The organism is Microtetraspora niveoalba (genome assembly GCF_001570405.1).
Taxonomy (GTDB): Bacteria; Actinomycetota; Actinomycetes; order Streptosporangiales; family Streptosporangiaceae; genus Microtetraspora; species Microtetraspora niveoalba.
The window spans coordinates 89,309-114,429 of sequence record NZ_BBYM01000003.1 but is presented as its reverse complement, the minus strand read 5'-3'; the positions used below and the strand labels follow the sequence as shown (position 1 = coordinate 114,429).

At 70.4% G+C, this 25,121-nt stretch carries 20 protein-coding genes; 7 read left to right on the top strand and 13 right to left on the bottom strand.

Annotation, left to right across the window (positions count from 1 at the left end):
• Positions 1-605: 605 nt before the first annotated feature.
• The 6 genes from AWQ70_RS41885 to AWQ70_RS01970 form a co-directional block, all read right to left on the bottom strand.
• Positions 606-2,576: a serine/threonine-protein kinase gene (locus AWQ70_RS41885; protein WP_281196817.1), complete on the bottom strand. Its 1,971-nt coding sequence runs from the start codon at positions 2,574-2,576 to the stop codon at positions 606-608.
• 243 nt (positions 2,577-2,819) lie between these two features.
• Positions 2,820-3,299, bottom strand: coding sequence for a flavin reductase family protein (locus AWQ70_RS01990; protein WP_245646650.1), 480 nt, complete (start codon positions 3,297-3,299; stop codon positions 2,820-2,822).
• A 100-nt stretch (positions 3,300-3,399) separates the two neighbouring features.
• Positions 3,400-4,308, bottom strand: coding sequence for an ABC transporter substrate-binding protein (locus AWQ70_RS01985; protein ID WP_067169295.1), 909 nt, complete (start codon positions 4,306-4,308; stop codon positions 3,400-3,402).
• A 35-nt stretch (positions 4,309-4,343) separates the two neighbouring features.
• Complete coding sequence (locus tag AWQ70_RS40980; protein WP_245646648.1) at positions 4,344-5,006, bottom strand: ABC transporter permease; 663 nt, start codon at positions 5,004-5,006, stop codon at positions 4,344-4,346.
• Positions 5,003-5,665 carry an ABC transporter permease gene (locus tag AWQ70_RS40975; RefSeq protein WP_067169289.1) on the bottom strand — a complete coding sequence of 221 codons (663 nt, stop codon included), beginning with the start codon at positions 5,663-5,665 and terminating at the stop codon, positions 5,003-5,005. The genes AWQ70_RS40980 and AWQ70_RS40975 overlap by 4 nt, the downstream gene beginning before the upstream one ends.
• Positions 5,658-6,710, bottom strand: a complete 1,053-nt coding sequence (locus AWQ70_RS01970) for an ABC transporter ATP-binding protein (RefSeq protein WP_067169287.1) — start codon at positions 6,708-6,710, stop codon at positions 5,658-5,660. Before AWQ70_RS01970 ends, AWQ70_RS40975 begins: the two co-directional genes overlap by 8 nt.
• A 279-nt stretch (positions 6,711-6,989) precedes the next feature.
• On the opposite strand from AWQ70_RS01970, the gene AWQ70_RS01965 reads away from it, so the two are divergent.
• Positions 6,990-9,218, top strand: coding sequence for a hypothetical protein (locus tag AWQ70_RS01965; protein WP_067169285.1), 2,229 nt, complete (start codon positions 6,990-6,992; stop codon positions 9,216-9,218).
• 594 nt (positions 9,219-9,812) lie between these two features.
• On the opposite strand, the gene AWQ70_RS01960 is transcribed toward AWQ70_RS01965, so the two are convergent.
• Together AWQ70_RS01960 and AWQ70_RS01955 are read right to left on the bottom strand one after the other, a co-directional pair.
• The gene (locus AWQ70_RS01960; protein WP_067169282.1) at positions 9,813-10,985 is read right to left on the bottom strand and encodes an acyl-CoA dehydrogenase family protein; all 1,173 of its coding nucleotides are present in this window, start codon (positions 10,983-10,985) and stop codon (positions 9,813-9,815) included.
• Positions 10,985-12,055 carry an acyl-CoA dehydrogenase family protein gene (locus tag AWQ70_RS01955; protein WP_067169279.1) on the bottom strand — a complete coding sequence of 357 codons (1,071 nt, stop codon included), beginning with the start codon at positions 12,053-12,055 and terminating at the stop codon, positions 10,985-10,987. The genes AWQ70_RS01960 and AWQ70_RS01955 overlap by 1 nt, the downstream gene beginning before the upstream one ends.
• 273 nt (positions 12,056-12,328) lie before the next feature.
• On the opposite strand from AWQ70_RS01955, the gene AWQ70_RS01945 reads away from it, so the two are divergent.
• From AWQ70_RS01945 to AWQ70_RS01935, 3 genes are all read left to right on the top strand, one after another.
• Complete coding sequence (locus AWQ70_RS01945; protein ID WP_174552357.1) at positions 12,329-12,988, top strand: TetR family transcriptional regulator; 660 nt, start codon at positions 12,329-12,331, stop codon at positions 12,986-12,988.
• An 81-nt stretch (positions 12,989-13,069) separates the two neighbouring features.
• Positions 13,070-14,230, top strand: coding sequence for a steroid 3-ketoacyl-CoA thiolase (locus AWQ70_RS01940; protein WP_067169273.1), 1,161 nt, complete (start codon positions 13,070-13,072; stop codon positions 14,228-14,230).
• A gap of 572 nt (positions 14,231-14,802) precedes the next feature.
• A complete protein-coding gene (locus AWQ70_RS01935) occupies positions 14,803-15,474 on the top strand; it encodes a FadR/GntR family transcriptional regulator (protein ID WP_067169270.1) in 672 nt (223 codons plus the stop codon).
• Positions 15,475-15,495: 21 nt separating this feature from the next.
• Here AWQ70_RS01935 and AWQ70_RS38520 read toward each other — a convergent pair whose 3' ends face one another.
• The 4 genes from AWQ70_RS38520 to AWQ70_RS01915 all read right to left on the bottom strand — a co-directional run bounded on the left by AWQ70_RS38520 (position 15,496) and on the right by AWQ70_RS01915 (position 19,726).
• Entirely contained in the window at positions 15,496-16,101 is a 606-nt protein-coding gene (locus AWQ70_RS38520) for a C40 family peptidase (protein ID WP_067169269.1), read from the bottom strand.
• A 1,206-nt stretch (positions 16,102-17,307) separates the two neighbouring features.
• Positions 17,308-18,090: an ABC transporter permease gene (locus AWQ70_RS01925; protein ID WP_067169266.1), complete on the bottom strand. Its 783-nt coding sequence runs from the start codon at positions 18,088-18,090 to the stop codon at positions 17,308-17,310.
• Positions 18,087-19,052 (bottom strand): ATP-binding cassette domain-containing protein, encoded by a 966-nt coding sequence (locus AWQ70_RS01920; RefSeq protein WP_067169263.1) that lies wholly within the window; start codon positions 19,050-19,052, stop codon positions 18,087-18,089. The genes AWQ70_RS01925 and AWQ70_RS01920 overlap by 4 nt, the downstream gene beginning before the upstream one ends.
• An 11-nt stretch (positions 19,053-19,063) precedes the next feature.
• Complete coding sequence (locus AWQ70_RS01915; protein WP_067169260.1) at positions 19,064-19,726, bottom strand: DUF4097 family beta strand repeat-containing protein; 663 nt, start codon at positions 19,724-19,726, stop codon at positions 19,064-19,066.
• A 272-nt stretch (positions 19,727-19,998) separates the two neighbouring features.
• Here AWQ70_RS01915 and AWQ70_RS01910 point away from each other — a divergent pair, with 272 nt between their 5' ends.
• On the top strand, positions 19,999-20,781 hold the full coding sequence (locus tag AWQ70_RS01910; protein ID WP_067169702.1) for a GbsR/MarR family transcriptional regulator: 783 nt from the start codon (positions 19,999-20,001) through the stop codon (positions 20,779-20,781).
• A gap of 441 nt (positions 20,782-21,222) precedes the next feature.
• Positions 21,223-22,428 (top strand): cytochrome P450, encoded by a 1,206-nt coding sequence (locus AWQ70_RS01905; RefSeq protein ID WP_218004379.1) that lies wholly within the window; start codon positions 21,223-21,225, stop codon positions 22,426-22,428.
• Positions 22,429-22,486: 58 nt separating this feature from the next.
• Here the strand turns inward: AWQ70_RS01905 and AWQ70_RS01900 are convergent, their stop codons facing one another.
• Positions 22,487-23,512 carry a GDP-mannose 4,6-dehydratase gene (locus AWQ70_RS01900; protein WP_067169254.1) on the bottom strand — a complete coding sequence of 342 codons (1,026 nt, stop codon included), beginning with the start codon at positions 23,510-23,512 and terminating at the stop codon, positions 22,487-22,489.
• A gap of 300 nt (positions 23,513-23,812) precedes the next feature.
• Between AWQ70_RS01900 and AWQ70_RS01895 the strand changes: the two genes are divergently transcribed.
• On the top strand, positions 23,813-25,057 hold the full coding sequence (locus AWQ70_RS01895) for a glycosyltransferase family 4 protein (protein ID WP_067169251.1): 1,245 nt from the start codon (positions 23,813-23,815) through the stop codon (positions 25,055-25,057).
• Positions 25,058-25,121: the final 64 nt, after the last annotated feature.

Genomic DNA, 25,121 nt, shown 5'->3' with positions numbered 1-25,121 from the left:
CCGCTCCGCCCGGACCGCGCCGGGACCGGACCACAACGCGAGTTCCCTCACCACGCGACCGCGGCGGGACGGCGGCCCGCCACCGGATCCATGGCAGTACGGCGGCGCATGATCGGAATCCCACACCTGTACTTGTCCTTGGGCCGCCTACGCGTTCACGCCGCCGCCCGACGGCGGCGTCCGACGGCGGCGTCCGACGGCGGCGTCCGATCGGCTCGTACGCGGATTTCGCCGACCGGATCCCTTCGCGCCCGGCGGTGATCCCTGGATGCGCCGGGAAAGCCGGGCGTCCGCATCAGGGGCGATCTCCGCCCGATCACGGCGGATGGAGGCAGCCGCGCGGGTCGGAACCCGGCCCCCGCACCGGACGTCGGCGTGGCCGAGGACGGCGAGGCACCCGGTCGCAGCCCGGCCCCGCGCCGCCGTCCCGGGCCCTTGGGGTGGTGCCACGCCCGAGGACGATCCGGATGGTCGCCCGCGAGCGCCTGCCGGGCCGTCGTCGATGCCGCCGGACGCCGACGCGGGCACGCCGACGCGAGTACGCCGACGTAGGCATGCGGACGCGGGTGTGGCGCCGCGGGCGACGTCGAGTGGGACGCGCCCGCTCAGGCGGGGGCGGTGAACGACTTGAAGACGGCCTGCATCGTGGGCTCGTAGTGGTCCCAGTACTTCGTGCGTACCTGCCACTGGAGGTGGTAGACCGCGCCGGGCGTGGTGATCACCCGTATCACGGACCGGTAGTCCCCCTTCACCTCGACGGCCTCTCCGGAAGGGGTGGCCGTGAAGGCGGTGAACTCCAGGTCCGCGGCCTGTCCGGCCTTCAGTGACCTGGTCTCGAGATTGAGCCGGCGGTACTTCTTCGCGGCCTCCCCCTTCAGCGCCATCTCCAGCTTCCGGAGGATGCCCCCGGGGTCCCCGTCCCCGCTGTCGGCCTGGACGCTGAGGACCACGTTCCGCTTGGCGTCCGACCAGAACTGGACGTTCTCGGTGTGGTCGTTCTGCCACGCTTTGGGAACGCTCAGCGACCACCCCTCCGGGCCGGTGAAGGAAGCGAGAGCGAGCGACCTGGACTTGGCCGACGTACTCGTGCTGGAACGGCCGTCCCTGGCCGTCGTGCCCGGGTCGTCCGAGTCCGACAGCAGCAGCCACCAGCCGCCCGCCAGGACCACCGCGCCCACGAGCATGATCGCCACGACCAGCAGCGCCGTACGGCCCGGCGAGGTGTCCCCGTGCGACGGCGGCCGCGCCGGTCCCCCCATCGGGTGCGGCCCCGGTCCCGGGTGCGGTCGCTGCTGGTGTGCGGCGCCCTGCCAGCCCCCGTCGCGCCCCATCGGCGCCCCACCGGGGACGGGACCACCGGGCGCGGAGCCTCCCGGCAGGGGAAGCCCCGGTGCGGAGTTGCCCGGCCGGGGACCGCCCGGCAGGGGGAGTCTCGGCGCCGAGCCGCCGGAGAAACGATCGCCCGGCACGCCGCCGTGCGCTCCGTACCCGCCCGGCATGGGGCCACCGGGGCCGGGGCCTCCCGGCATGGGCAGCCCGGAGACGGAGCGGCCGGAAAGGCGGTCGCCCGGCATCGGCCCCCCGGGTACGGGACCACCCGGCAGAGGCATCCCGGACATGGAGCCGCCGGAGAGGCGGTCGCCAGGTCCGCCGCCGTACGGGGTGAACCCGCCGGCCGGGTGTGCGCCCGGCGCCGGGCCGCCCATGGGCCCGGCGGGCATGGGAGCGCCGGGTGCGCCCGGGTTCGCGACCGCGGCCAGCATCCGGTCCGCCTCGTCCGGCCCGATGCGGTGCGCCGGGTCCTTGACCAGCAGCCCGGCGAGGACGGGGCGGATCTCGGGCGGCACCTGGCCGAGGTCGGCCTGCTCGTTGCTGATGAGGGCCGCGAGCACCGCCATCCCGCTGTCCCGGTGGAAGGGCGACCTACCGGTCAGCAGCGCGTACAGCGTGGCGCCGAGCGACCAGAGGTCCGACGCGGGCCCGGCCTGCGCGCCGGTGACCCGTTCCGGAGCGATGAAGCTCGGCGATCCGGTGACCATCCCGGTCCGGGTGAGCGACGCGTCCTCCTCGAAGGTGGCGATGCCGAAGTCGGTGAGGACGATCCGGCCGTCCCGTCCGACCAGGATGTTGGCGGGCTTGACGTCGCGGTGGATGACGCCGGCCGCGTGGGCGCAGGTGAGCGCGGAGAGCACCTCGCGCCCGATCTCGGCGACCCGGGCGGCGGGCAGGGGGCCGTCCTCGGTGACGGTGTCGTCCAGCGACCGCGACGGGACGAGCTCCATGACGATCCACGGGCGGCCGTCGTGCTGGACGGCGTCGTAGATGGCGATGATGCCGCGGTGGTTGAGGCGCGCGGCCGTGCGCGCCTCGCGTGTGGCGCGCTCGATCAGCTCGGCCCGCTGCTCGTCGCCGACGCCGGGCGGGAGGATGACCTCCTTGACCGCGATCGGCCGGTCGAGCACGGTGTCGTGCCCCTCCCAGACCGTTCCCATCCCACCCTGACCAAGGGGACGGATCAGCCGATAACGGCCAACGATGACCGGAGGAGTGGCAGTCGTCACCGTGGCACCATCCATTGAAAAGCGTGTCGTCGATCGACGCTCGATCATGCCACAGCGACCAGGACCAACGTGGCATTCATCACTAAACGGGCAGGTCAGGGCGACGCCGGGTGCGCCCTCCTCTCGGGGCGTCACATCCGCCGCGAGGGACACCCGTCCGCCGCGTCTCCGCGTGCACACGCCGTCCCTCGGCGCCCTCGGGGGAAGCGAGCCCCGGCCACGACACCGCCCCTTGGCCCGGCACGGGCGTGCGCCGGATCAGGACACCGGCCGATAACGCGCGCGCAGCCGTACGAGCGGGCTCCTCGCGGTGTGGATGTAGTCGACCGCCAGCACGGACGCGATGAACAGCGTGTGGTCGCCGGCCGGGACGACCTGTGTGGTCTCCGCCTCCAGCGCGGCCACGCCGCCGTCCACGACCAGCGCCTCGCTGTACGGCCCGCGATGGTGCGGGGCGCCGGCGAGCAGCAGCCGCGCGCTCGGACGGCCCGGCGTGGCGAACCGCGACGCGATGGCCTGCTGGCCGTCGGCCAGCAGCGTGACGGCCCAGCGGTCCCGGCGCAGCAACATCTCGGTCAGGTAGCTCGCCGCGGCGATGCTGACCAGGACGAGGGGCGGATCGAGCGACACGGACATCAGCGTGGAGACCGTGGCCCCCACGTCGTCCCTGCCCTCCCGGACGGTGACCACCGAAACCCCGGCGGCCAGTTGCCCCATCGCCTCGACGAACTCGCCCACCACGCTCTCCTGTGATCACGTCCGCTCGTTGCGGTCAGAGCCTATGCCTCCGGCCGATCTCCCCCGCCGGGTGGCCGGGGAGATCGGCCGGGCGATCAGGTCAGGCCAGGCCGTTCTGGGAGAGCCAGTCCTTCGCGACCACGGGCGGGTCGTCCTTGTCGACGGAGACCCGCTTCATCAGCGTCACGAGGGTGGCGGTGTCGAGCTTGGCGGAGACGGCGTCGAGGGTGGAGGTGACCGTGTCGTTCACGCCCGGCTTGTACACGAGGGGCGCGATGTTGTCCGCGCCGAACGCGTTCTTGGTGTCCTGGAGCGAGACCAGGTCGTTCAGCAGGATCTTGGGGTCGGTGGTGAAGACGTTGCCCGCCTGGACGGTGCCGCTCTTGATCGCGTCGGCGGTCGTCTCGCCCGTGGGCTTCCACTCCTTGAACTCCAGGCCGTAAACGTCCTTGAAGTTCTGCTCCTGGCGGTCCTTGAACTCCGGCGGGCCGCCCACGACGAAGTCCTTGGACACCTTGGCCAGGTCCTCGATCGTGGTCAGGTTGTGCTTGGCGGCGGTCTCCTTGGTGACCGTCAGCGAGTTGTTGTCCTCGGCGGCGGCGGGCTGCAGCACCTCCAGCTCCGCGGGGAGGGTCGTCTTGAGCCCGGCGAGGATGTCGTCCTCGGTCTTGGCCGTGCTGCTCTTGTCCACGAACGCGAGCAGCGATCCCACGTATTCGGGCAGCACGGTCAGGCCGCCGCTCTTGATCTGGCCGTACACGATCTCACGGCTGCCGATGTTGGGCTTCTCCTCGACGGTCACGCCCTTGGCCTGCAGCGCCTGGGCGTAGATCGACGCGAGGAGCACGCTCTCGGGGAAGTTGAAAGAGCCCACGACCACCTTCTTCGCCTCTCCGGGCGCCGCGGACACGGTGGCGGAGGAGAGGGGGTCGGACCCTCCGCCACCGCAGGCGGTCAAGGCGAGCGCCGCGGTCACGGCGACCGCGAACGTGCTGACAAGGCGTTTCATGATATTCCCTTCATATTTGGGGGGTAAAGTATAGATTACCGGGCGCGCCGTACGCCGGGCGATACCGCGACCCGCGAGAGCAACGTGAACCCGGCCTGCGCCGCCAGGGCGAGCACGACGACGAGGAAGGCGCCGCCGATCGTGATCGTGTAGTTCTTGGTCGCGAGGCCGTCCATGATGAAGCGGCCGAGCCCGCCCAGCCCCACGTACGCCGCGACCGTGGCCGTGGCCACGACCTGGATCGCCGCCAGGCGCAGGCCCAGGAGCATCAGCGGCAGCGCGACCGGGACCTTCACCCGGAAGAGCACCTGCGGTCCGCGCAGGCCCATGCCGTACGCCGCGTCACGCAGGTCGGGGTCCACGCCCCGCACACCCTCGTACGTGTTGACCAGGATGGGCGGCACCGCCAGCAGGACCAGCGGGATGAGCACCGGCCATGTGCTGCCGACCCCCACGATCAGCACGACCAGCACGAGGATGCCGAGGGTGGGCAGCGCCCTGGCGGCGTTCGCGCTGACCACGACGACGAGCGAGCCCCGGCCGGTGTGTCCGGCCCACAGCCCGAGGGGGATCGCGACGGCCGCCGCCATCAGCAGCGCCACCACGGAGAACTCCAGGTGTTCCAGCAGTCGTACGGGGATGCCGCCCGGGCCCGACCAGTTCGCCGGGTTCGAGAAGAAGTCGATCAGCCAGTTCACGCGCGCCTCCACGGGGTCAGCAGCCGCTGCGCGAGCACGAGCAGGCCGTCCGCGATCACCGCGAGGAGGACGGTCGCCACGACGCCGACCACGATGGGGGTGGTGAACTGCCGCTGCCACCCGTCGATGAACAGGTAGCCGAGCCCGCCCTGTCCGATGAGCGCGCCCACGCTCACCAGGCTGATGCTGGACACGGTGGCGACCCTCAGACCCGCCAGCACGACCGGCACCGCGAGGGGCAGCTCGACCCGCACGAGCCGGCGCAGCGGGGTGAAGCCCATGGCGACCGCCGACTTCCGCACGTGGTCGGGGATCGAGGTGAGCCCGTCCACCACGGCCGGGATGAGGATCGCCAGCGAATAGAACGTCAGCGGCACGATGACCGTCGCCTGCCCGAGGCCGGTGACCGCGAGCATCACAATGAAGACCGCGATCGACGGCAGCGAGTAGACGACGTTCATCACGCTCACCGTGGGCTGGTAGAGCCATCTCCAGCGGGCGCTCGCCAGGCCCAGCGGCAACGCGAGGAGCAGCCCGAACAGCACGGGCAGGAACGCCATGACGACATGCGACTCCAGCAGCGCGAGGATGCTGTCCGGCCGCCCGGTGTCCCAGTTGCGCCAGATCCAGTCCCATCGCACCAGCGGTTCGTCACCCACGCGGGTCCTCCCCCGTCGCAGGCAGCGGCCTCGTATGTCGGGCGGCGTACTGTCCGAGCACCTCGTCCAGCGCCTCCCGCGTGACCACGCCGATCACCCGGCCGTCCTCGTCGACAGCGACGGCCGTCCCGTTCGCCGCGAGCAGGGCCGCGTCCAGCGCGGCGCGCAGCGAGTCCCGCTCCGGATTGAACGTCCCGTACGGCAGGAGCCCGCCGTCGGCGCGCCAGCCGAGCGGGCGGCCCGCGGCGTCCGTCACGAGGTCGGCCGGGGCCGCCTCCAGCCTGACGTCCTTGGCCGGGATGAACGACAACCTGCGGATGCCCCGGTCGCGGCCGAGGAACTCGCGGACGAAGTCGTCCACCGGCTCGGTCAGCAGCGTCGCGGGACCCGCCATCTGGGCGAGACGGCCGCCCACCCGCAGCACGGCGACCGTGTCGCCCAGCTTGATCGCCTCGTCGATGTCGTGCGTGACGAACACGATGGTCTTCTGCAGGTCGGACTGCAGGCGGAGCAGCTCGTCCTGCAGGCTCGCCCGCACGATCGGATCGACGGCGCTGAACGGCTCGTCCATGAGCAACACGGGCGGGTCGGCGGCGAGGGCACGCGCCACGCCCACCCGCTGCTGCTGGCCGCCGGAGAGCTGGAAGGGATAGCGCCGGGCCAGACCGGCGTCCAGGCCGACCCGTTCGAGCAGCTCCATCGCACGGGCGCGGGCCCGCTTCCTGTCCCAGCCGAGCAGGTACGGCACGGTCGCGACGTTGTCCACGATCTTGCGATGCGGGAAGAGCCCCGCCTGCTGGATCACGTATCCGATGCCCCGCCGCAGCGTGGGCGGGTCGATCTCGCGCACATCCTGGCCGTCGAGGAGGACCCGGCCTTCCGTGGCGTCGATCATCCGGTTGATCATCCGCAAGGAGGTCGTCTTGCCGCATCCGGACGGGCCGACGAACACCGTGATCGCCCCTGTGGGCGCCTCAAGGCTGAGGTCGTCCACGGCGACCGTTCCGTCGTCGTAGCGCTTGGTGACACCTTCAAATGTGATCACAGGAACCTCGTCCTTCGAGAGTTTGCGATCACGTCAACAACCCCGAGGCCCCTACCGTTCCCCTGAGCTCTGCTCAGCCACATGATCCTCCTCAGCCAGCCTACGCGGGCCATCTCGCCCGTCGTGTCCCATCTCTGGAGGAAATGGAACGGATGAATGATCTCTTAAATTGCTTACTAAATGTCTATCAAAAGCGCTTGGAATAGTGCGGTGGCCGATGGCCGCTTGGCATGATTGACTACACTCTCTCCACTCGCACCAACCTCAGGGGAACCGGCCGTGACAACACCGCTCACCGGTCAGCGGTCTCGCAGTGAGCTGATCGCCGAGCTCTACGAGCGTCACGCCGCCGGGCTGTTCGCCTACTGCCACGACCAGCTCGGCGAGACCAGCTCCGCCGCCGACGCGGTGGTGTCCGTCTTCACGGCGGTGCCGGCCGATCCCGCCCCCGCCCGTGCCGCGCTGTACGCGCTGGCCCGGCGTGAGATCTACCGCCGGGACGTCAGCTACGCGCTGCCGGCCGTCGACTCCGTCGCCGACCCGGCCACCGCGCTCATCGAGCGGGTCTTCCGCGACATCCGGCCCCATCAGCGGGAAGTCCTCCTCCTGTCCGCCGTCTGCGGGCTGACGACCAGCGAGCTCTCCTGGGTGTTCGAGGTCGCCACCGACACCGCGGCCGAGCTCACGCTCAGCGCGCGCCGCCGGTTCTCCCAGACTCTCGTGACCGCGACGACCGCCGCCAGGTCGGCGCCGTACGTGCCGGTGCGGGTCGCCGAGGTCTACGACGCGATCGTCGTATCGCCGATCGAGGACGTGCTGGCCCGGCTGCCCTGGCGCCGCCCGGCCGCCGCCGTCCGCGCCCGGGTCCTCTCCTCCCTGCCCGTCGAGGAGGTCGGCGAGACCTCCGCCGTCCCGGCGACGCTGCCGACGAGGAAGCTGTGGCCCACCACCCCCGCCTGGCCGCTGCCGCTCACCGACCCCAACCAGGTCACCAACACCTGCGTACTGCCCCCCGAGGCCCTGGTCCCCCCGAAACCCGGCCGCAGGTCCAAGCACGAGGCGACCACCGAGCCGATGCCCCGGCTGCGGCCCTCGCTCCTGGCGGCGTTCACCGACCGCAGGCGCCGCGCCGCGTCGGCCACGACCTCCGACACCGCCACGGCCTCAAACACCGCCACGGCCTCAAACACCGCCACGGCCTCAAACACCTCCCGGGCCTCCGGCACCGACACGGCTTCGGGCTCCACTCCGGATTCCGGATCGGCATCCGCCCTGGCTCCGAGCCCGACTTGGGGTTCGGTTTCCGGTTCGGCGTCCGCTCCGGGTTCGAGCCCTGAGTCCCTTTCCGCGGGCCGCGCCTCCGATACCGGCACGGGCTCGGTCTGGGATTCGACGCCCACCGTGTCGGGCTCGGCCTGGGATTCGATGTCCGCCGCAGACCGCACCACCAGCTCAGCCTGGGGCTCGGCGCCCGCCGGAGATCGCACCACCGGCTCAGCCTGGGGCTCGGCTTCGGCCCCTGCCCAGCACGACGGGCAGGTCATGCCGTCGACGGCTTCCACCCCGGCCTCGCCCGCCGGGCCGGAATCGGCGCTCTCCGCGCCGGTCCAGGCCGCACTCCCGGCTCCCACGGAGTCCGCACTGCCCGAACGACCCGGGTCGGGGCTGCACGCTCTGCCCGAGCCCATGTTCCCGAGCCGGGACGAGCCAAGGCTGCGGGCACAGACCGAGCCGACGTTCCCGATGCGGGACGAGTCGAGGCTCCGGGCTCAGGTCGAGCCGATGTTCCCGGCTCGGGAGGAGCCGGTGCTCTCCGAGGCTGTTCCTCCGGCTTCCGGCCCGACGAGGTCCGTAATACTGGGCGAAACTGTCCAGTTCGACGCGTTCCGCCCCGCCGACGAGACCGCCGCCTCGGCGCTCCCGGCTCTGAGCGGTTCCCCGGCTCCTGCGACGAAGGCGATGCCTGCCATCGTCGGCGGCGCCGTGGAGGGGAAGCCCACACCGGCCCAACTCACCGAACCCGCCGAACCGACCTCGACCGCGACGACGACCGATGACGGCTTGACAGCCTCGGTCGGCAAGCGGGCCAAGAGGCGTGCGGCCACGGGCAGGAAAGCGGCCAATGCCAAGGCCGGCAAGCCCGAGGCCGGCGAGAACACGGCTGCCATGAAGACGGTCGAGGGGGCCACGGCCGAAGAGAGCACGGTCGACGCGAGCACTCTGGACCCGAACACTCCCGAGGCGAAGCCCACCTCTCCGTCGAAGGTCAAGCGCAGGGGCAGGGACAAGGCGAAGGCCAAGGCGGAAGCCAAGGTCAGGACGGACGGCACGGTCAAGGCGGAGGACGCGGCTTCGCCCTCGTCCGACACCGGAGCCGCCAGGCGGGGGAAGCCGAGCAAGGGTCGCGACCGCCACTACGACTGGGCCTGGGAGATCATCGGTTTCCTGATCTGCGTGGCGATCGCGCTGATCGTCTTCTTCTCGATGCCGACCTTCGTCACTCCCTGACCTTCGTCGCTGCCTGACCTCCGGACTCTCCGCGGGCTCACTGACACCGCCTGGCATCGGGATACTCTCTGGCCTCGGAACACTCGCTGACCTCCGGACGCGGCGCCCCGGGACCGCTCCCGTGCGCGGCCAGCGGAAGGTCCCCTGGACCGGGCACACCGAGGTGGCATGAGGAGCAGCAGCCTCTGACCGGCCGATCTTCTTCGGCTCCGCCACATACGAGAGGTTCGTCGCACCGGTAAACGACAGCGCCGTCGAGCGGCGAACAGGTTCTCGGCATGGGGCCCTCACACGAGCACCCCGAGAATCGGGGACGCCTGCCGGGAGCTCCGCAAACCGGTGAACGGGCTCGCGGCTGTGGCCCTCACCCGAGGGCCCCCGAGAGTTCGGGACTCTACGGGGGCTTCGGGAACCGGCAAACAGGTTCGCGACGTAGGGCCCTTACCCGACTGCACCCGAGAATCTAGGGACGCCTACCGAGAGCCCGGGAACGGTGAACAGGCTCGCGACCTGCGGCCCTCACCCGAGGGACCGGAGAGTTCGAGACTCTACGGGGCTTCGGGAGCCCTACGGGTGGTTGGGGAGCCGGGGGCTCTACCGGGGGGGCTTGGGGAGTTGGAGACCGAGCATGGCGATCAGCTCCCGTTGTACCTCGTTGACCCCGCCGCCGAACGTGAGAACGAGCGCCCCCTTGACTCCGCGGTCGACCCGCGCGATCAGATCGCATGTCTCCTCGTCGCCCGGGTCGCCGTACCGGGCCAGGGTGTCACCGACGATGCGGCCGACGTCCTGCATTCGCTCAGAGGAGTAGATCTTGGTGGCGGAGGCGTCGGGTGCGCCCAGCCACCCGAGGTCCATGTTGGCGGCCACCTGCCAGTTCAGCAGCTCGTTGGTCCGGAAGTACGCGTATACCTGGGCGATCGCCCGCCGTACCGCCGGATTCTCGTAGAGCGGCCTGCCGTCGCGGCCGGGCTTCTCCTTCGCCCAGCGGAGGAACCGGACATACGTGCGGCCGATGTTCCCCGCCGGGCCGAGTGTCACCCGCTCGTGGTTGAGCTGGTTGACGATCAGGTCCCAGCCCTTGTTCTCCTCGCCGACCACCATGTTCACGGGGACGCGGACGTCGCTGAAGTACGTCGCGTTCGTGTGGTGCCTGCCGTCCATCGTGATGATCGGCGTCCACGAGAAGCCGGGATCGGCGCAGTCGGCGATCATCATGGTGATCCCCCGGTGCTTTTTCGCGGCCGGGTCGGTACGGGCGGCGAGCCAGACGTACTGGGCGTGGTGCGCCCCCGAGGTGAAGACCTTCTGCCCGTTGACCACATAGTGGTCGCCGTCCCTGACGGCCGTGGTCCGCAGGGAGGCGAGGTCGGTGCCCGCCTCCGGCTCGCTGTAGCCGACCGCGAAATGGCACTCTCCCGCCAGGATGCGGGGCAGGAAGAACTCCTTCTGCTCGGCGGTGCCGTACTGCATGAGCGTCGGGCCGACCGTGCCGACCGTGATGATCGGGTACGGGACCTCGGCGCGGGCGATCTCGTTCGCGAATATCTGCTGCTCCAGCGGGCCGTACCCGCCTCCGCCGTACTCCTTGGGCCACCCGAGGCCCAGCTTGCCGTCCCGGCCGAGCCGCCGGCAGTGCTCCATGTACGTGGGACCGAACGGGTCCTCCGAGATCTTCTCGCGGTCCTCCGCGGTGATGCAGCCCGCGAAGTACTCGCGCAGCTCGTCGCGGATCCGGCGTTGCTCCCGCGTGAGTTCGATGAACATCAGACCAGGGCTCCGATCAGGTCGAGCTGGGCCTCCGCACCGCCGAGCAGGTGGGCGGCGTGCTTGCCCCAGGCGAAATAGCGATGGAGGGGATAGGTCACGTCCAGGCCCATGCCCCCGTGCAGGTGCTGGCAGGTGTAGAGGGCCTTCACCACGGCGTCCGACGCGGTGTACGCGGCGATCGCCAGGTCCTCCTCCGCGGGCAGCCCTTCGGCCAGCCGCCACGCGCCCGACCAGACCGCGACGTCGATCGCCCGCGCCGCGACATAGACATCGGCGATCTGCATGGTCACCGCCTGGAACTCGGCCAGGAACCGGTCGAACTGCCTGCGCGTCCTGATGTAGTCGGTGGTGAGTTTGAGCGCGCCCGCGAGGACGCCTGAGGCGGCCGCCGTGATCCCCGCGAGGGCGTGCAGCCGCAGCGCCTGATAGGCCTGGCCGTCCGCCGTCCCGACCGGTTCACCCGGCACGTCGTCCATCTCGATCACCGCGCCGGGCTCGCCGGTGGACAGCGGTATGTCCTGAACGGCCACCGTGGCGGGATCGACCAGGAACAGCCCGACACCGGCCCCCTCGACCTGGGCGGGCACGAGGATCCGCGACGCGACCGCGGCATGGGACACCATGCTCTTGCGTCCCGTGACGCGGCCGTTCCTGGCCGTCGTCGCCGGCGGCTCGGCGAGGCCCGCCCCGGGCTCGCGGAGGGCGACCGCCAGCACCGCCGTCCCCTCGCCCAGGGGCGCGAGGGCCTCTCTCTGGCCGGCCGTGCCGTACCGGCTGATCGTGAGCGCGGCGACCAGGCTGGACAGCACCGGCACCGGAGCGACACGGGCGCCGACCTCCCTGAGGATCACCGCCATCTCGATCGGGCCGAGTCCGGCCCCGCCCGCCTCCTCCGGCAGGCACGCGCCGAGCAGTCCCGCCTGGGCCATCGTCTTCCAGAGCCCCGAGTCGTACGGCAGGCCGGACCGCTCGTGCGCCTCGATGGCGGCAGGGGTGGCGGCGCGGCCGAGGACGTCCGCCGCCAGGGTGCGCAACTCTGTCTGCGTCTCGTCCAGGTTGAAGTCCATCGGATCTCCAGGGTCGTGGGATGGCGAACGCGTCAGCGATCCGGATCATCGTGGGGCTGTCCGAGCGCGGGTGTGTGGACCTCTTCGGCGGCGACCTCCTCCACAGGTCGCTCCCCATCCGCAAAGTAGAACAGGGTCTAATCTCTGTCCAGTGCATGCTCTCTCCGATCGGTCAGAAGATCCGACGGGAACAAGAAAGACGTGCAAGACAGAGCTTCCTTGTGACTGGTGAGTAACAATCCGGCTGGGGAAGAAGTCAGATAACGTGTTCTTATGCGTATCCCGCATGCCGTCATAGAGGCCGCGACGCCGGGCCCGGAAGGGGCAGCCAGCGTGGAGAACCAGCCGACCGCCGCGACCGCGCCCGGCGCCCGCACCCGAAGCCAGCTCCAGCGGCGCAAGCGCATCGTGCAGGCCGCCGCCGCGCTCGCGTCGCGCGGCGGCGTCGAGGCCATGCAGATGCGGACCGTCGCCGAGCGGGCGGGCGTCGCGCTCGGCACGCTCTACCGCTACTTCCCGTCCAAGATGGATCTCGTCGTAGCCGTCGTGGGCGAGGAGATCGACCTGCTGGAGTCCAGCATCCAGCGCCGCCCGCCGAGCGCGCCGACCGCTTCCGGACGTGCCGTCGACGTTCTGATGCGCGCCACCCGAGGGCTGATGCGCGAGCCGGAGCTCGCCGACGCGCTGCTCCGGTCGCTGATCATGACCGAGGTGGAGACGCCGTTCGGTGACCGCATGGCCAAGCTCCTGCTCCGCGTCGCCGGGGAAGGGCTCACCGTGGAGCTGGCCACCGAGGACCAGCTCACCCTCGCGAACTCGCTGGCCAGCGTGTGGGTACACGAGTTGCTCGAAATGCTCCGGGGACTGCGGACGTACGACCAGATCCAGCACCGGCTCGAGATCGTCTCCGCCCGGCTGCTGATGGACTTCTGACCCGCCCCCGACCTTCCACCGAAATATGGAACCAGTTACAGTCCGAAACTGGAACAAGGTTCTGAGACGGAGGAGGTCACCGTGGGCATGCCGGTGATTGTCGAGGCGGTACGCACTCCGATCGGGAAGCGGAACGGCTGGCTCGCCGGCCTGAAACCGCAGGCTGTCCTGGCGACCGCGCTCAAGGGGTTGGTCGCGAGATCCGGCATCGATCCGACGATCGTCGGCCAGGTCTTCGCCGGGTGCGTGACGCAGGCGGGCGAGCAGGGCGGGCACATCGGCCGGCACGCCTGGCTTTACGCCGGCCTGCCGTACCAGACCGGAGTGACGACGATCGACGCACAGTGCGGGTCGTCCCAGCAGGCGGTTCACCTGGTGGCCGCGATGATCCAGGCGGGTGTCATCGACGTGGGCATCGCCTGCGGCGTCGAGGTGATGAGCCGCCAGCCGCTGATGAGCAACGTCCAGCCCAAGCGGCCCCGGCCTGACGACTGGTCGCTGGACCTCCCCGACCAGTTCTCGGCGGCGGAACGGATCGCGCAGCGGCGCGGCCTCACCCGTGAACGGCTGGACGCCTTCGGCGCCCGGTCGCAGCGACTCGCCGCCAAGGCATGGGCCGACAACCGGTTCGAGCGCGAGACCATCCCGGTGACCGCGCCCGTGCTCGGGGAGGACGGGCAGCCGACCGGCGAGATGCGCACCGTCGTCCAGGACCAGGGGCTGCGCGAAACGACCGTCGAAGGGCTCGCCCGGCTCCGCCCGGTGCTGGGCGAGAACGGGTTGCACACCGCCGGCACGTCCTCGCAGATCTCCGACGGCGCGGCTGCCGTGCTGCTCATGAGCGAGGAGACCGCCGCTCGGAACGGCCTGCGTCCGCGCGCACGGATCCTGGCCCAGGCGCTGGTCGGCAGCGAGCCGTACTACCACCTCGACGGGCCCGTGGACGCGACCGCCAAGGTGTTCGCGCAGACGGGCATGACGGCGAACGACATCGACCTCTTCGAGGTGAACGAGGCGTTCGCGTCGGTCGTCCTGTCGTGGGCGTCCGTGCACGAGCCCGACATGGACCGCGTGAACGTCAACGGAGGCGCCATCGCGCTGGGCCACCCGGTGGGCGCCACCGGATCCCGCCTGATCACTACGGCGCTGCACGAGCTGGAGCGATCCGACTCGTCCACCGCACTCATCTCGATGTGCGCCGGAGGCGCGCTCGCCACCGCAACGATCATCGAGCGCCTCTGACATCCTGATCACCCTCCGTCCCCGCCCAGATCGACCCGCTCCCACTCGCCCGAGGGCCCCGCACCCCAGCCCCCCACCCGCGGCTCCACCGCCTCGCCGCCGTTCCCAGCCCCAGACCCACCCCGCACTCCCCCGCAGCACCACGAGCGTCCGGCCGACCGGCCCAACTCCCAGCCCCACCTCCCGATCCGCCCGCGGCTCACCGCGTTGTCCCCCGGCTCCCGTTTCCCGCGCTCCCAGCTTCCGCCCGTGGCTTCCGCCGGACTTCAGCCCGACCCGGCCCCGGTCGCGCTCCCAACCCCGCCGTCTCCGACTCCACGACTCCTGCGCCTCGCCTCTCCATCCCGGAAGGAGGCACCTCCTGAGAGAGGTTCTGACCCGGCGGCTGAGCCGGCTGCCGAAACGGCGGCCTTCGCCATGCGCCGGCCAGGGCGGCGGCCAGGATCGTGCGCCGCGGATCGCCCTGGCCGGCTGAGGCCGAAGCAGTGGGAGCCGCTGTGCGATCTCGGCCCTACACTTGGAGACATCGGATGTCTAGGAGCCCGAGCTGGGGCTCTGATGGGGTGCGTGGCGTGGCGGTCACCGACGCGGCGATTGACAAGATCAAAGAAATGATCATCTCGGGCGAGCTCGCCCCTGGTGACCGGCTCCCCAAGGAGGCTGACCTTGCGGAGCGGCTCGGCCTGTCGCGGAACTCCCTGCGTGAGGCGGTGCGCGCCCTCTCCCTCATCAACGTCCTGGACGTCCGGCAGGGGGACGGCACCTATGTCACCAGCCTCCAGCCGAACCTGCTGCTCGATGCCATGTCCTTCGTCGTGGACTTCCACCGAGACGACACGGTCCTGCAGTTCCTGGAGGTGCGGCGCATCCTGGAGCCGGCCGCGACAGCCATGGCGGCCACCAACATGTCCGAGGACGGTGTCAAGGAGCTTCGCGGGATCCTCGAGTCGCTTCCGGCGGATCCAAGCATCGAACAGCTCGTCGCCAACGACCTGGAGTTTCACCAGCACATCGCGGCCGGCGCCGGAAACGCCGTCCTGTGCTCTTTGATCGAAAGCCTCTCCGGGCCGACCACCCGGGCGCGGGTCTGGCGCGGCCTCACTCAGGAAGGCGCGCTCGGCAAGACACGTGAGCAGCACGTCGCGATCTACGAGGCGATCGCCGGCCGCCAGCCGGAGCTCGCCAGAGCCTGGGCGACCGTGCACGTGGCCGGCGTGGAGGAGTGGCTCCGCAAGGCGCTCTGACATCGCTCGCTCCCATTCACTTCAGCCGGGGCGGACCGCTCCGCGAAAGGTCGTCATGTAGTGACGGGAGTCGAGGACGTTCACCTTCTTGACGACGTCACCCGTCTTCGGAGCGTGGATCATCATGCGGTCCCCGGCGTACATCCCTACATGTGTGGGAGCACCCGCACCGCCGCCGAAGAACATGAGGTCTCCGGGACGCACATCACTGAGGGCGACCCTGCGCCCCTGACGGAACTGGGTGCCGGTGTAGTGGCCGAGCTCGACCCCGGCCCTCCCCCATGCCGCCATCACGAGGCCCGAGCAGTCGAACCCGACCCGCGCCGCTCCCCTGCCGACCCCTTTGCTCGGGCCGCCGGCCACTCCGCCGCCCCAGGTGTACGGCGTGCCGAGCCAGCTTTCCGCGGCCTTGAGCGCTACGTCGCCGCGCGTCTCCGTCAGCGACCCACTCTGGGCTTCTGTCCCCCTCGGTGGGATCTCACCGGGTTTCGAGGTGACCTCGCCCGGCGCCGCCGTCCCCGCCCCCGCTGCCTCACCGGTTGTCTCCGCCGTTTTGCCCGCCGGCTCGGCGGGGGTCTCCGGTGCCGGCTCGCCGGATGTCTCGTTCGCGCGGGTGTCTCCCCACATCTCGCCCGCGTGCGGCTCTCCCCATGTCTCACCTGGGTGGGGCTCTCGCTGTGTCTCAGCCGCATGGGTTCCTACCGGGCTCGCGATCTCGGCGTCATGTCGCCGGACACCTCCGATCCCCTCTCCCCCTGGAATCGATGTGTCCCGGGCTCGCGCCTCGGCGAGTTGCCCCACCGAGATCCGCACGCCGAGGTCGAGAGCACCCGCGGCTTGCGTGACGACACCCGGAATCTGCTCGAGACGCCTGCGCTCGCCTGCCACCCATACATCCGGAACGGGCGGATCCAGCAGCCGACCCTCCTGCCACCCAACGGTCGCGGTCGGCCGTCCGGACTCAGCCGTCGGCGTTCCAACGGCCCAGTCGGTCGAAGCGTGGTCCCCGGCGAGGAAGCAGACCTCGAAGGGGTCGAGGCGGGCCGGTATGCGCGCGTGCCAGGGGCCGGACACGGAGATCCGGGAAGATGCCGTGCGGATATAGGGCCGCAGGAGCCAGGAGCCGACCGGTAACGGCCTCGCCCACCGGCCGTGTGCCGCCGGGGCGCCGCTCCGTTCCGCTGGTGGCATCCATCGCTCCGGCCCGACCAGCCACCGCTCCACCCGCTCCACCCATCGGACGAAGCCTTCCTCACCCGCACCGGCGACCGGCGGTCCAGAGCGGCCGCCGAGCAGGCCGGCACCGCGTGAACGCCGGATGGTCGCCGGAGACCGTATGGCCGCTGCGCGGCCCGCCCGGCCACGTACGCCAGGCGAGCGGGCGGCCCCCTCGAATCGTCGGGGGTGGCGGCCGTCCGGCGACCGCTCGGCGGAGCCTTCCGGCCAGGACGTGGCGTCCGCGGGCCGGCCAGACGGCTCAGGCGGCGGGCAGGAACGCGGGGCCGCCCTGCCGTCTACGGAGGTCTCCGGGACTCCCGGCGCAGGGCCGGTGATCGTCACGCCGGCGATGGCCGCGGTGCCGAGCTTGACGGCGAGCATGACGGGGATCATGTGCTCCTCCTGGGTCCGATCGACATCGAGGCCCAGCATCCGATCCGGCGACCCGGCCCCAGGAGACCGAAAACGGTTCTGGGGATAAACCCGAGGCTGTGGATGAGCTCGCTGATCACCACGTCCCCGGCGGCCGGCTCGACGCCGTACGGATGCGGTACGTGGAAAGGCTCAGGGCCGTCAGACCCGCTGGTCTGACGGCCCTGTTCGCCCGGTTCATGGTCAGGCCTTGTTGAAGGTGCTCTTGGCCCAGAGGTAGGAGGCGGCGGCGATGGCGGCGCACCAGGCGGTGGCGATGGCCGCGCTGTTGCCGATCGGGGTGCCGAGGAGGAGGCCGCGGACGGTTTCCATGATCGGGGTGAGGGGCTGGTACTCGGCGAACCAGCGCAGGACGGTGGGCATGGAGTCGGTGGGGACGAAGCCGCTGCCGAGGAAGGGCAGGAAGACCAGGGGTATCGGGGCGTTGCTGGCGGCTTCGGGGGTCGGGGACTTCAGCCCGAGGGCGACCGCGAGCCAGGTGATGGCCACGACGAAGAAGGTGAGGAGGCCGGCGGCGGCGAGCCATTCGACGGGGGTGGCGTTGGGGCGGAAGCCGATCGCCAGGGCGATCCCGATGAGAACGGCCATGCCGAGGAGCTGCTGGATGACGCTGCCGACGACATGGCCGGTGAGGACCGACGCCCGGGAGATCCGCATGGTGCGGAAGCGGGCGATGATGCCCTCGGTCATGTCGGTGGCGACCATGACGGCGGTTCCGGTCGCGGCCGTGGCGGCCGCCATGAGCAGGATGCCGGGGACGACGTAGTTGACGTAGGCGTCGCGGCCGCCGGGTCCGCCGCCGAGGCCGTCGCCGAGGGTTCCGCCGAAGACGTAGACGAACAGGAGCAGGAGGATGACGGGCGTGACGACCAGTTGGACGGTCATGGAGGGGTAGCGGAGCAGGCGCCTGAGCTGGCGCCGGACCATGGTGGACGAGTCGCGCGCGGCGAGGGTGAGGGTGCTCATCGGAGGGACTCCTTCTGCTGCCGGCCGGTGAGGGTGAGGAAGACGTCGTCGAGGTCGGGGGTGTGGACGCGCATCTCGGCGACGTCGATCGAGCGTTCGTCCAGCAGGGCGAGCAGTTCGCGGACCGCACCGACGCTGCCGTCGCTCGGCACCTGCAGGGTGAGCGCCTCGGGGGCGGCGGCTCCGGCGCCGGTCCCCGCGCCGACGAGGTGGCGGGCCGCCTCGAGCAGGTGCGTGTCGGCGAAGGTGAGCTCGATGTGGCCGCCGGGGATGAGCCGCTTGAGCTCTTCGGCGGTGCCTTCGGCGATCAGCCGCCCGTGGTCGAGGAGGGCGATCCGGTCGGCGAGCTCGTCGGCCTCCTCCAGGTACTGAGTGGTCAGGAAGATCGTGACGCCGTTCTTGACGAGGTCACGGACGATGCCCCACATGGAGCGTCGGCTGCGCGGGTCGAGGCCGGTGGTGGGCTCGTCCAGGAAGATCAGGCGCGGGTCGCCGACCAGGGTCATCGCCAGGTCGAGCCGGCGCCGCATGCCGCCCGAGTAGGTGGCGGCGGGCTTCCCGCCCGCCTCGACCAGGTCGAACTTCTCAAGCAGCTCCTTGGCCCTCCGCTTGCCCTCGCGCTTCGGCAGGTGCTTCAGGTCGGCCATGAGGAGCAGGTTCTCCTCGCCGGTGAGCAGCTTGTCGACGGCCGAGTACTGCCCGGTCACCCCGATCGCGCCGCGCACATCGTCGGCCTGGCGGTTCAGGTCGTATCCCGCGACCTGAACCTGGCCGCCGTCCGCCCGGATCAGCGTGGACAGGATCTGCACGGTGGTGGTCTTTCCGGCGCCGTTGGGGCCGAGCAGGGAGAAGATCGTTCCTTCGGGGACGGCCAGGTCGACGCCGTCGAGCACGACCTTGTCTCCGTCCTTGTCGCGGTAGGACTTGCGCAGCCCGTTCGCGGCGATGGCCAGGTTCGTCATGGTGCTGCTCCTCAGAGGCTGCGGGCGGCGATGTCGCCGTGGGAGGTGGTGGCGTGGATGTCGAGCTCGGCGGCGCCGTCGTTCTTGAGTGCGTTGCTGATGCGGCCGTGTCCGGTGCCGGCATCCAGGGAGGCCGAGACTCCGGCGGCGGCGCTGACCGAAATGTCGCCGGACTGAGTGCGGAGCACGACCCTGCCGCGCACGGCCTCGGCGATCCGGATATCGCCCCTTGCAGTGCTGATCTTCGCGGGGCCGTTGAGCCGGCCGACCTCGACGTCGCCGTCGAGCGCGGTGAGGCGGACGCTCGCGGCCTCGTCCAGCTTGATCTCGCGGTACGCGCCGTCGAAGGCGACGTCGCCGAGGCGTCCGACGGCCCGGAATTCGGCGCCGGCCGTCTTCGCCTCGACCCGGGAACCGGCGGGCAGCCGGACCGTCACCTCGATGGATCCGGAGGGGCCGAGGTACTGGTTCTTCGCCGAAGTCTCGATCCGCAGAACTCCGTCGGCGTATTCGACCGTGGTCTGCTCCGCCGCCTTCACGTCGCGGCCCTTCGAGGCGTCCGCGGGCAGGACCTCGACCGTGGTGTCGGCCCGGTCCGCGGCGATGACCTGGACGCGCCCAGCGGGGATGTCCAGGACGGCGGAGATCGGGGCGGGGGTGACGAACTTCTGCATCGTGCTCTCCTTGCGGCTTGCGCGACTTGCGCGTCCCGTTGTTTCGAACATTGGAAACGCTACGTTGCTTTCCGAATCTCGACAACCAAATCTTTGCGTAGAGGCAGCCTTTATGCAGCTCACAACACAATAATCATTGCAACAGCCTCTCGTTTAACGCAACGACGAGAGGGTTAGCCGTTGCAATGCAGTGAAGGTGAACGCTATGGTTGGGGCGTCAGGGAACACCGAGCGGCGCCATGGAGCACCCGTGGGGCATGAAGGGGGTCGTGATGCCGGGAGGCAGGCTCACCCAGCAGGAGCGCCACCAGATCGCGGCAGGACTGGCCGACGGCCTCGCCTACGCCGAGATCGCCCGACGTCTCGACCGCCCGACCTCCACGATCACGCGTGAGGTGACGAGGAACGGCGGCCCCACCGGCTACCGCGCCGACCTGGCCCACCGCGCCACCCAGCAGCGCACGCACCGGCGCGGGCAGGCGACACCCCGGGGGCCGCAGGCACGCCCGCAGCCCCACGGACGCGACGCCGAGGCCGTGCGCGACTACCAGGAGACCCTCACCACCGTCTTCATGACCTCGGGCCTGCCCAAGATGATGGCCCGGGTGCTGGGCTGCCTCTACACCACCGACACCGGTAGCCTCACCGCCTCCGAACTCGCCCAGCGCCTCCAGGTCAGCCCGGCGTCCATCTCCAAAGCGATCACGTTCCTCGAAGGCCTGGACCTCGTCCGCCGGGAACGCGACGAACGCCGCCGCGAGCGCTACGTCGTCGACGACGACCTCTGGTACCAGTCGATGATCCGCAGCGCCCGGGACAACGCCCAGATGGTCGAGACCGCACGGCAGGGCGTCGACATCCTCGGCCGCGGCACCCCGGCCGCCACCCGCCTCGAGAACGTCGCCCGCTTCCTCGACTTCGTCAGCGAAGGGCTCATCCGCGCCGCGGAGCAGGCTCGCGATGTCCTCTACACCAAAACCGAAACGACCTCGGACGGCACTGCCGAGCCGAGTTCAGATCGGGGACGGACGGCCGGCCCGGCGGCCACGGCATGAGACGAAGCCGGCGTGTCGTCTTCACCTGCGCCGCCCTTGTGGATCGCCCGCCCCCTGCCGCGGCCGTCCGCAAAAGCGCCGAGGCGCTCGGCACAAGCCCGGCCATCCGTTGACGCGGTGGCGGACGCACGTTCTTCGGCGCTCCGTCGCCAGGTGGACCTCCGTACGGGCATCGTGGGAGGCGGTGCTTCCTTGACTGTCGGAGCGCCTCGTAATAGAACACGTTCCAGAAAAGAAATCTGCCAAGCGCTTGATCGGAAGAACGACACCGGCGGAGCGCGCGGCCGATCCACCCCCGATCCACCCCGCCGACCGCCGCCCCGCCGATCCACCCCTTCGATCCAGTTCGCCGGCCACCCCCCAGCCGCTTCACCCGGCCGGCCCCACCCCCGCTGACACGATGCCGATCTCCAGGCCACATCTCCCCAGTAGGTGACTCCTGTGCAAATCAATGTCGTCGACCAGGACTACTACGCGCGGCACGGTGTGCCACACGAGCAGCTCAAGTGGCTGCGGGACAACGCCCCGGTGTTCTGGCACGAGGGCGACGCCGAGCTCGGCTGGCCGGGCTTCTGGGCGGTGACCAAGCACGAGGACGTCGTGCACGTCTCCCGGCACTCCGACCTCTTCTCGTCCGCGCGCCGTCTGTCGCTCTTCAACGAGCTGCCGGAGGAGGAGCAGGAGCTCCAGCGGATGATGATGCTCAACCAGGACCCGCCGGAGCACACGCGCAGGCGCTCCCTCGTCAACCGCGGTTTCACGCCCCGCGTGATCTCCCTGCTCGAAGAGCACATCCGGGACATCTGCCACCGCCTGATCGACGAGGCCGAGGGCAAGCCCGACCTGGACTTCGTCACCGACATCTCCGCGCCGCTGCCGCTGTACGTGATCTGCGAGCTCCTCGGCGCGCCGGTCGAGGACCGGGACAAGATCTTCGAGTGGTCCAACCGGCTGATCGGGGCCGAGGACCCCGACTACGCGACCACGCCGGAGGAGGGCCAGGCGGCCGCGGCCGAGGTCTACGCGTACGCGGGGACGCTGGCGGCGGCCCGCAGGGAGGATCCGCGCGACGACATCGTCACCAGGCTCATCCAGCCGAACGACAGCGGCGAGGTGCTCACCGAGGACGAGTTCAACCTGTTCGTGCTGCTGCTGATCGTCGCGGGCAACGAGACCACCCGCAACGCGGCGACCGGCGGGATGCTCGCGTTCTTCCAGCATCCGGAGCAGTGGGCCCGCCTGGTGGCCGACCGCGCGCTCGCCAGGACCGCCGCCGACGAGATCGTGCGCTGGGTGTCCCCCGTGAACCTGTTCCGCCGTACGGCCACGGCGGACACGGAGATCCGCGGCCAGAAGATCGCCGAAGGGGACAAGGTGGTGATCTTCTACGCGTCGGCGAACCGGGACGCGGACGTCTTCGCCGACCCCGAGGTCTTCGACATCGGCCGGGACCCCAACCCGCAGATCGGGTTCGGCGGCGGCGGGGCGCACTTCTGCCTCGGCAACCACCTGGCCAAACTGGAGCTCCGGGTGCTCTTCGAGGTCCTGTCCGAGCGCTTCCCGAACATCGCCCAGGCGGGTGAGGCGTCCCGGCTCAGGTCCAACTTCATCAACGGCATCAAGTCACTGCCGGTCACCCTGCGCTGACATCCGGGACCCGGGCGCTCCACGAGCCGGTACGGCCGAGGAGCGCCCACCGGGGATCTCAGGGCCAGGAGGAGTCCTGGTGGGGGTCGCCGCCTCCGGCGAGGAGGTTGAGGTCGGCCTCCACCATCATCGCGACGAGCTCCTCGAACGTGACCGTGGGCTCCCAGCCGAGCTGCGTCCTCGCCTTCTTCGGGTCGGCGCAGAGCAGGTCCACCTCCGCCGGGCGGTGCAGGGCCTGGTCGCACACGACGTACCGCTCCCAGTCCAGGCCCGCCGCGCCGAAGGCCGCCTCGACCAGCTCCCGTACGGACTGCGTCCGGCCGGTGCCGATCACATAGTCCTCGGGCTCGGCGGCCTGGAGCATCATGTGCATGGCGCGGGCGTAGTCGCCGGCGAAGCCCCAGTCGCGGCGGGCCTCCAGGTTGCCGAGCCGCAGCTCGTCGGCCAGGCCCAGCTTGATCCGGGCGACGCCGAGGCTGACCTTGCGGGTGACGAACTCGGCCCCGCGCCTCGGGGACTCGTGGTTGAAGAGGATGCCCGACACCGCGTACATGCCGTACGACTCGCGGTAGTTCTGGGTGAGGAAGTGCCCGTACGTCTTGGCCACGCCGTACGGGGATCTGGGGTGGAACGGGGTGCGCTCGTTCTGCGGGGTCTCCCGCACCTGGCCGAACATCTCGGAGGACGAAGCCTGATAGAAGCGGATCTGGCCGGAACCGGCGCCGCGGGAGGCGGTGATCCCGGAGCAGACCCGGATCGCCTCCAGCATCCGGAGCACGCCCATCCCGGTGACCTCGGCGGTCAGTTCCGCCTGCTCCCACGACATGGGGACGAACGAGATGGCGCCCAGGTTGTACACCTCGTCGGGCTGGACCTTCTCCACGGCCGAGATCAGCGACCCCTGGTCCAGCAGGTCGCCCCGGACGAGCCGGACGTCCTGGAGCAGTTGGCGCACGCGCGAGACCCGGGGATTCGCCTGGCCGCGCACCAGCCCCCACACCTCGTATCCCTCGCGAAGCAGGTGTTCGGCGAGATACGAGCCGTCCTGGCCGGTGATGCCAGTGATCAGCGCACGCCTGGCCAAGGGATCCTCCTCGCATCGGGGGGCACCCGAATTCTCCGAAGTCCGCATGAGATAGCGGTGAAAGCAGCTATGAGAGGCGAATGTACCCCTCTGCCCCCATCTGAGCGCAGTCGCGACACGGCGATGAGACTAGAACGTGTTCCACCGAACCACATTCGGGTAAGCTAACTCCGCACTTCGCACCATGTGAAGGCAGGGGAAGAGACCAATTTCACCTCGGCATACCCCTCGGTAGCGTCCGCAGGTTAAGGTCATCTTTACGGCGCCCCAAGGGGGGCACAGCTTGGAGAGGGGTGCCCCTTGGCGGAGAGCCTGCGAGTCGCGCTGCTGTCCTATCGCAGCAAGCCCACCTGCGGCGGCCAGGGGGTGTACCTGCGCCACATCAGCCGCGAGCTGGTCGCGCTCGGGCACCACGTCGAGGTCTTCTCCGGCCAGCCGTACCCCGAGCTCGACGAGGGCGTCGTCCTCAACAAGGTCCCGAGCCTCGACCTCTACGACGACGCCGACCCGTTCCGGACGCCGAAACTCGCCGAGTACCGCGACTGGATCGACGCGCTCGAGGTCGCCACGATGTGGACCGCCGGCTTCCCCGAGCCGCTCACCTTCAGCCTGCGGGTGTACCGCGAGCTCAAGAAGCGCCAGGGCGACTTCGACGTCGTCCAGGACAACCAGACCCTCGGGTACGGCCTGCTGGGGATCCAGAAGCTCTTCCCCGTCGTCGGCACCATCCACCACCCGATCAGCGTGGACCGGCGCATCGAGCTGAAGGCCGCGAAAGGCTGGAAAAAGCTCTCCATGCGCCGCTGGTACGGATTCGTCCGGATGCAGAGCATCGTCGCCCCGCGGCTCAGCCCGATCCTCACCGTCAGCGAGTCGTCCCTCGCAGACATCCACCGCGACTTCAACGTGCCCCAGTCCAACATGCGGCTGATCCCGCTCGGCGTGGACACCCGGTTCTTCCACCCGCGCCCCCACCTGCCGAAGCGGCCCGGCTCCATCGTGGCCGTCGCCAGCGCGGACTCCCCCATGAAGGGCGTCTCGACCCTGCTGCGCGCGGTCGCCAAGCTCGCCACCGAGCGCGACGTCGACCTGACCGTGGTCAGCAAGCCCACCCCGGGCGGCCCGACCGAGAAGCTGGTCGCCGAGCTCTCCCTGCACGACCGGGTCCGGTTCCTGCACGGCATCTCGGACGAGGAGCTGGCCGAGCTGATCGCCACCTCCGAGGTCTCGGTCGTGCCCTCGCTGTACGAGGGCTTCTCGCTCCCGGCGGTGGAGCACATGGCGAGCGGCACCCCCCTCGTCGCGTCCAGGACGGGCGCCCTGCCCGAGGTGGTCGGGGACGCCGCCGTCCAGGTCGCGCCCGGCGACCCCGAGGAGCTGGCCGCCGTACTGCGCCGCCTGCTCGACTCGCCGGAGGAGCGCGCGGAGGTCGGCCGCAGGGGCTACGAGCGCGTGATGGAGCGCTACGCGTGGCCGGTGGTGGCGCAGCGCACCGTCGACGCCTACCGCGAGGCCATCGCGGCCCATACGGCCGCCGCCTCGTAGCACCGCGCCGCGCACGGCCCTCCCCCCGTACCCCGCGCGCCCGTCACGTAGCCGGACCGGATGC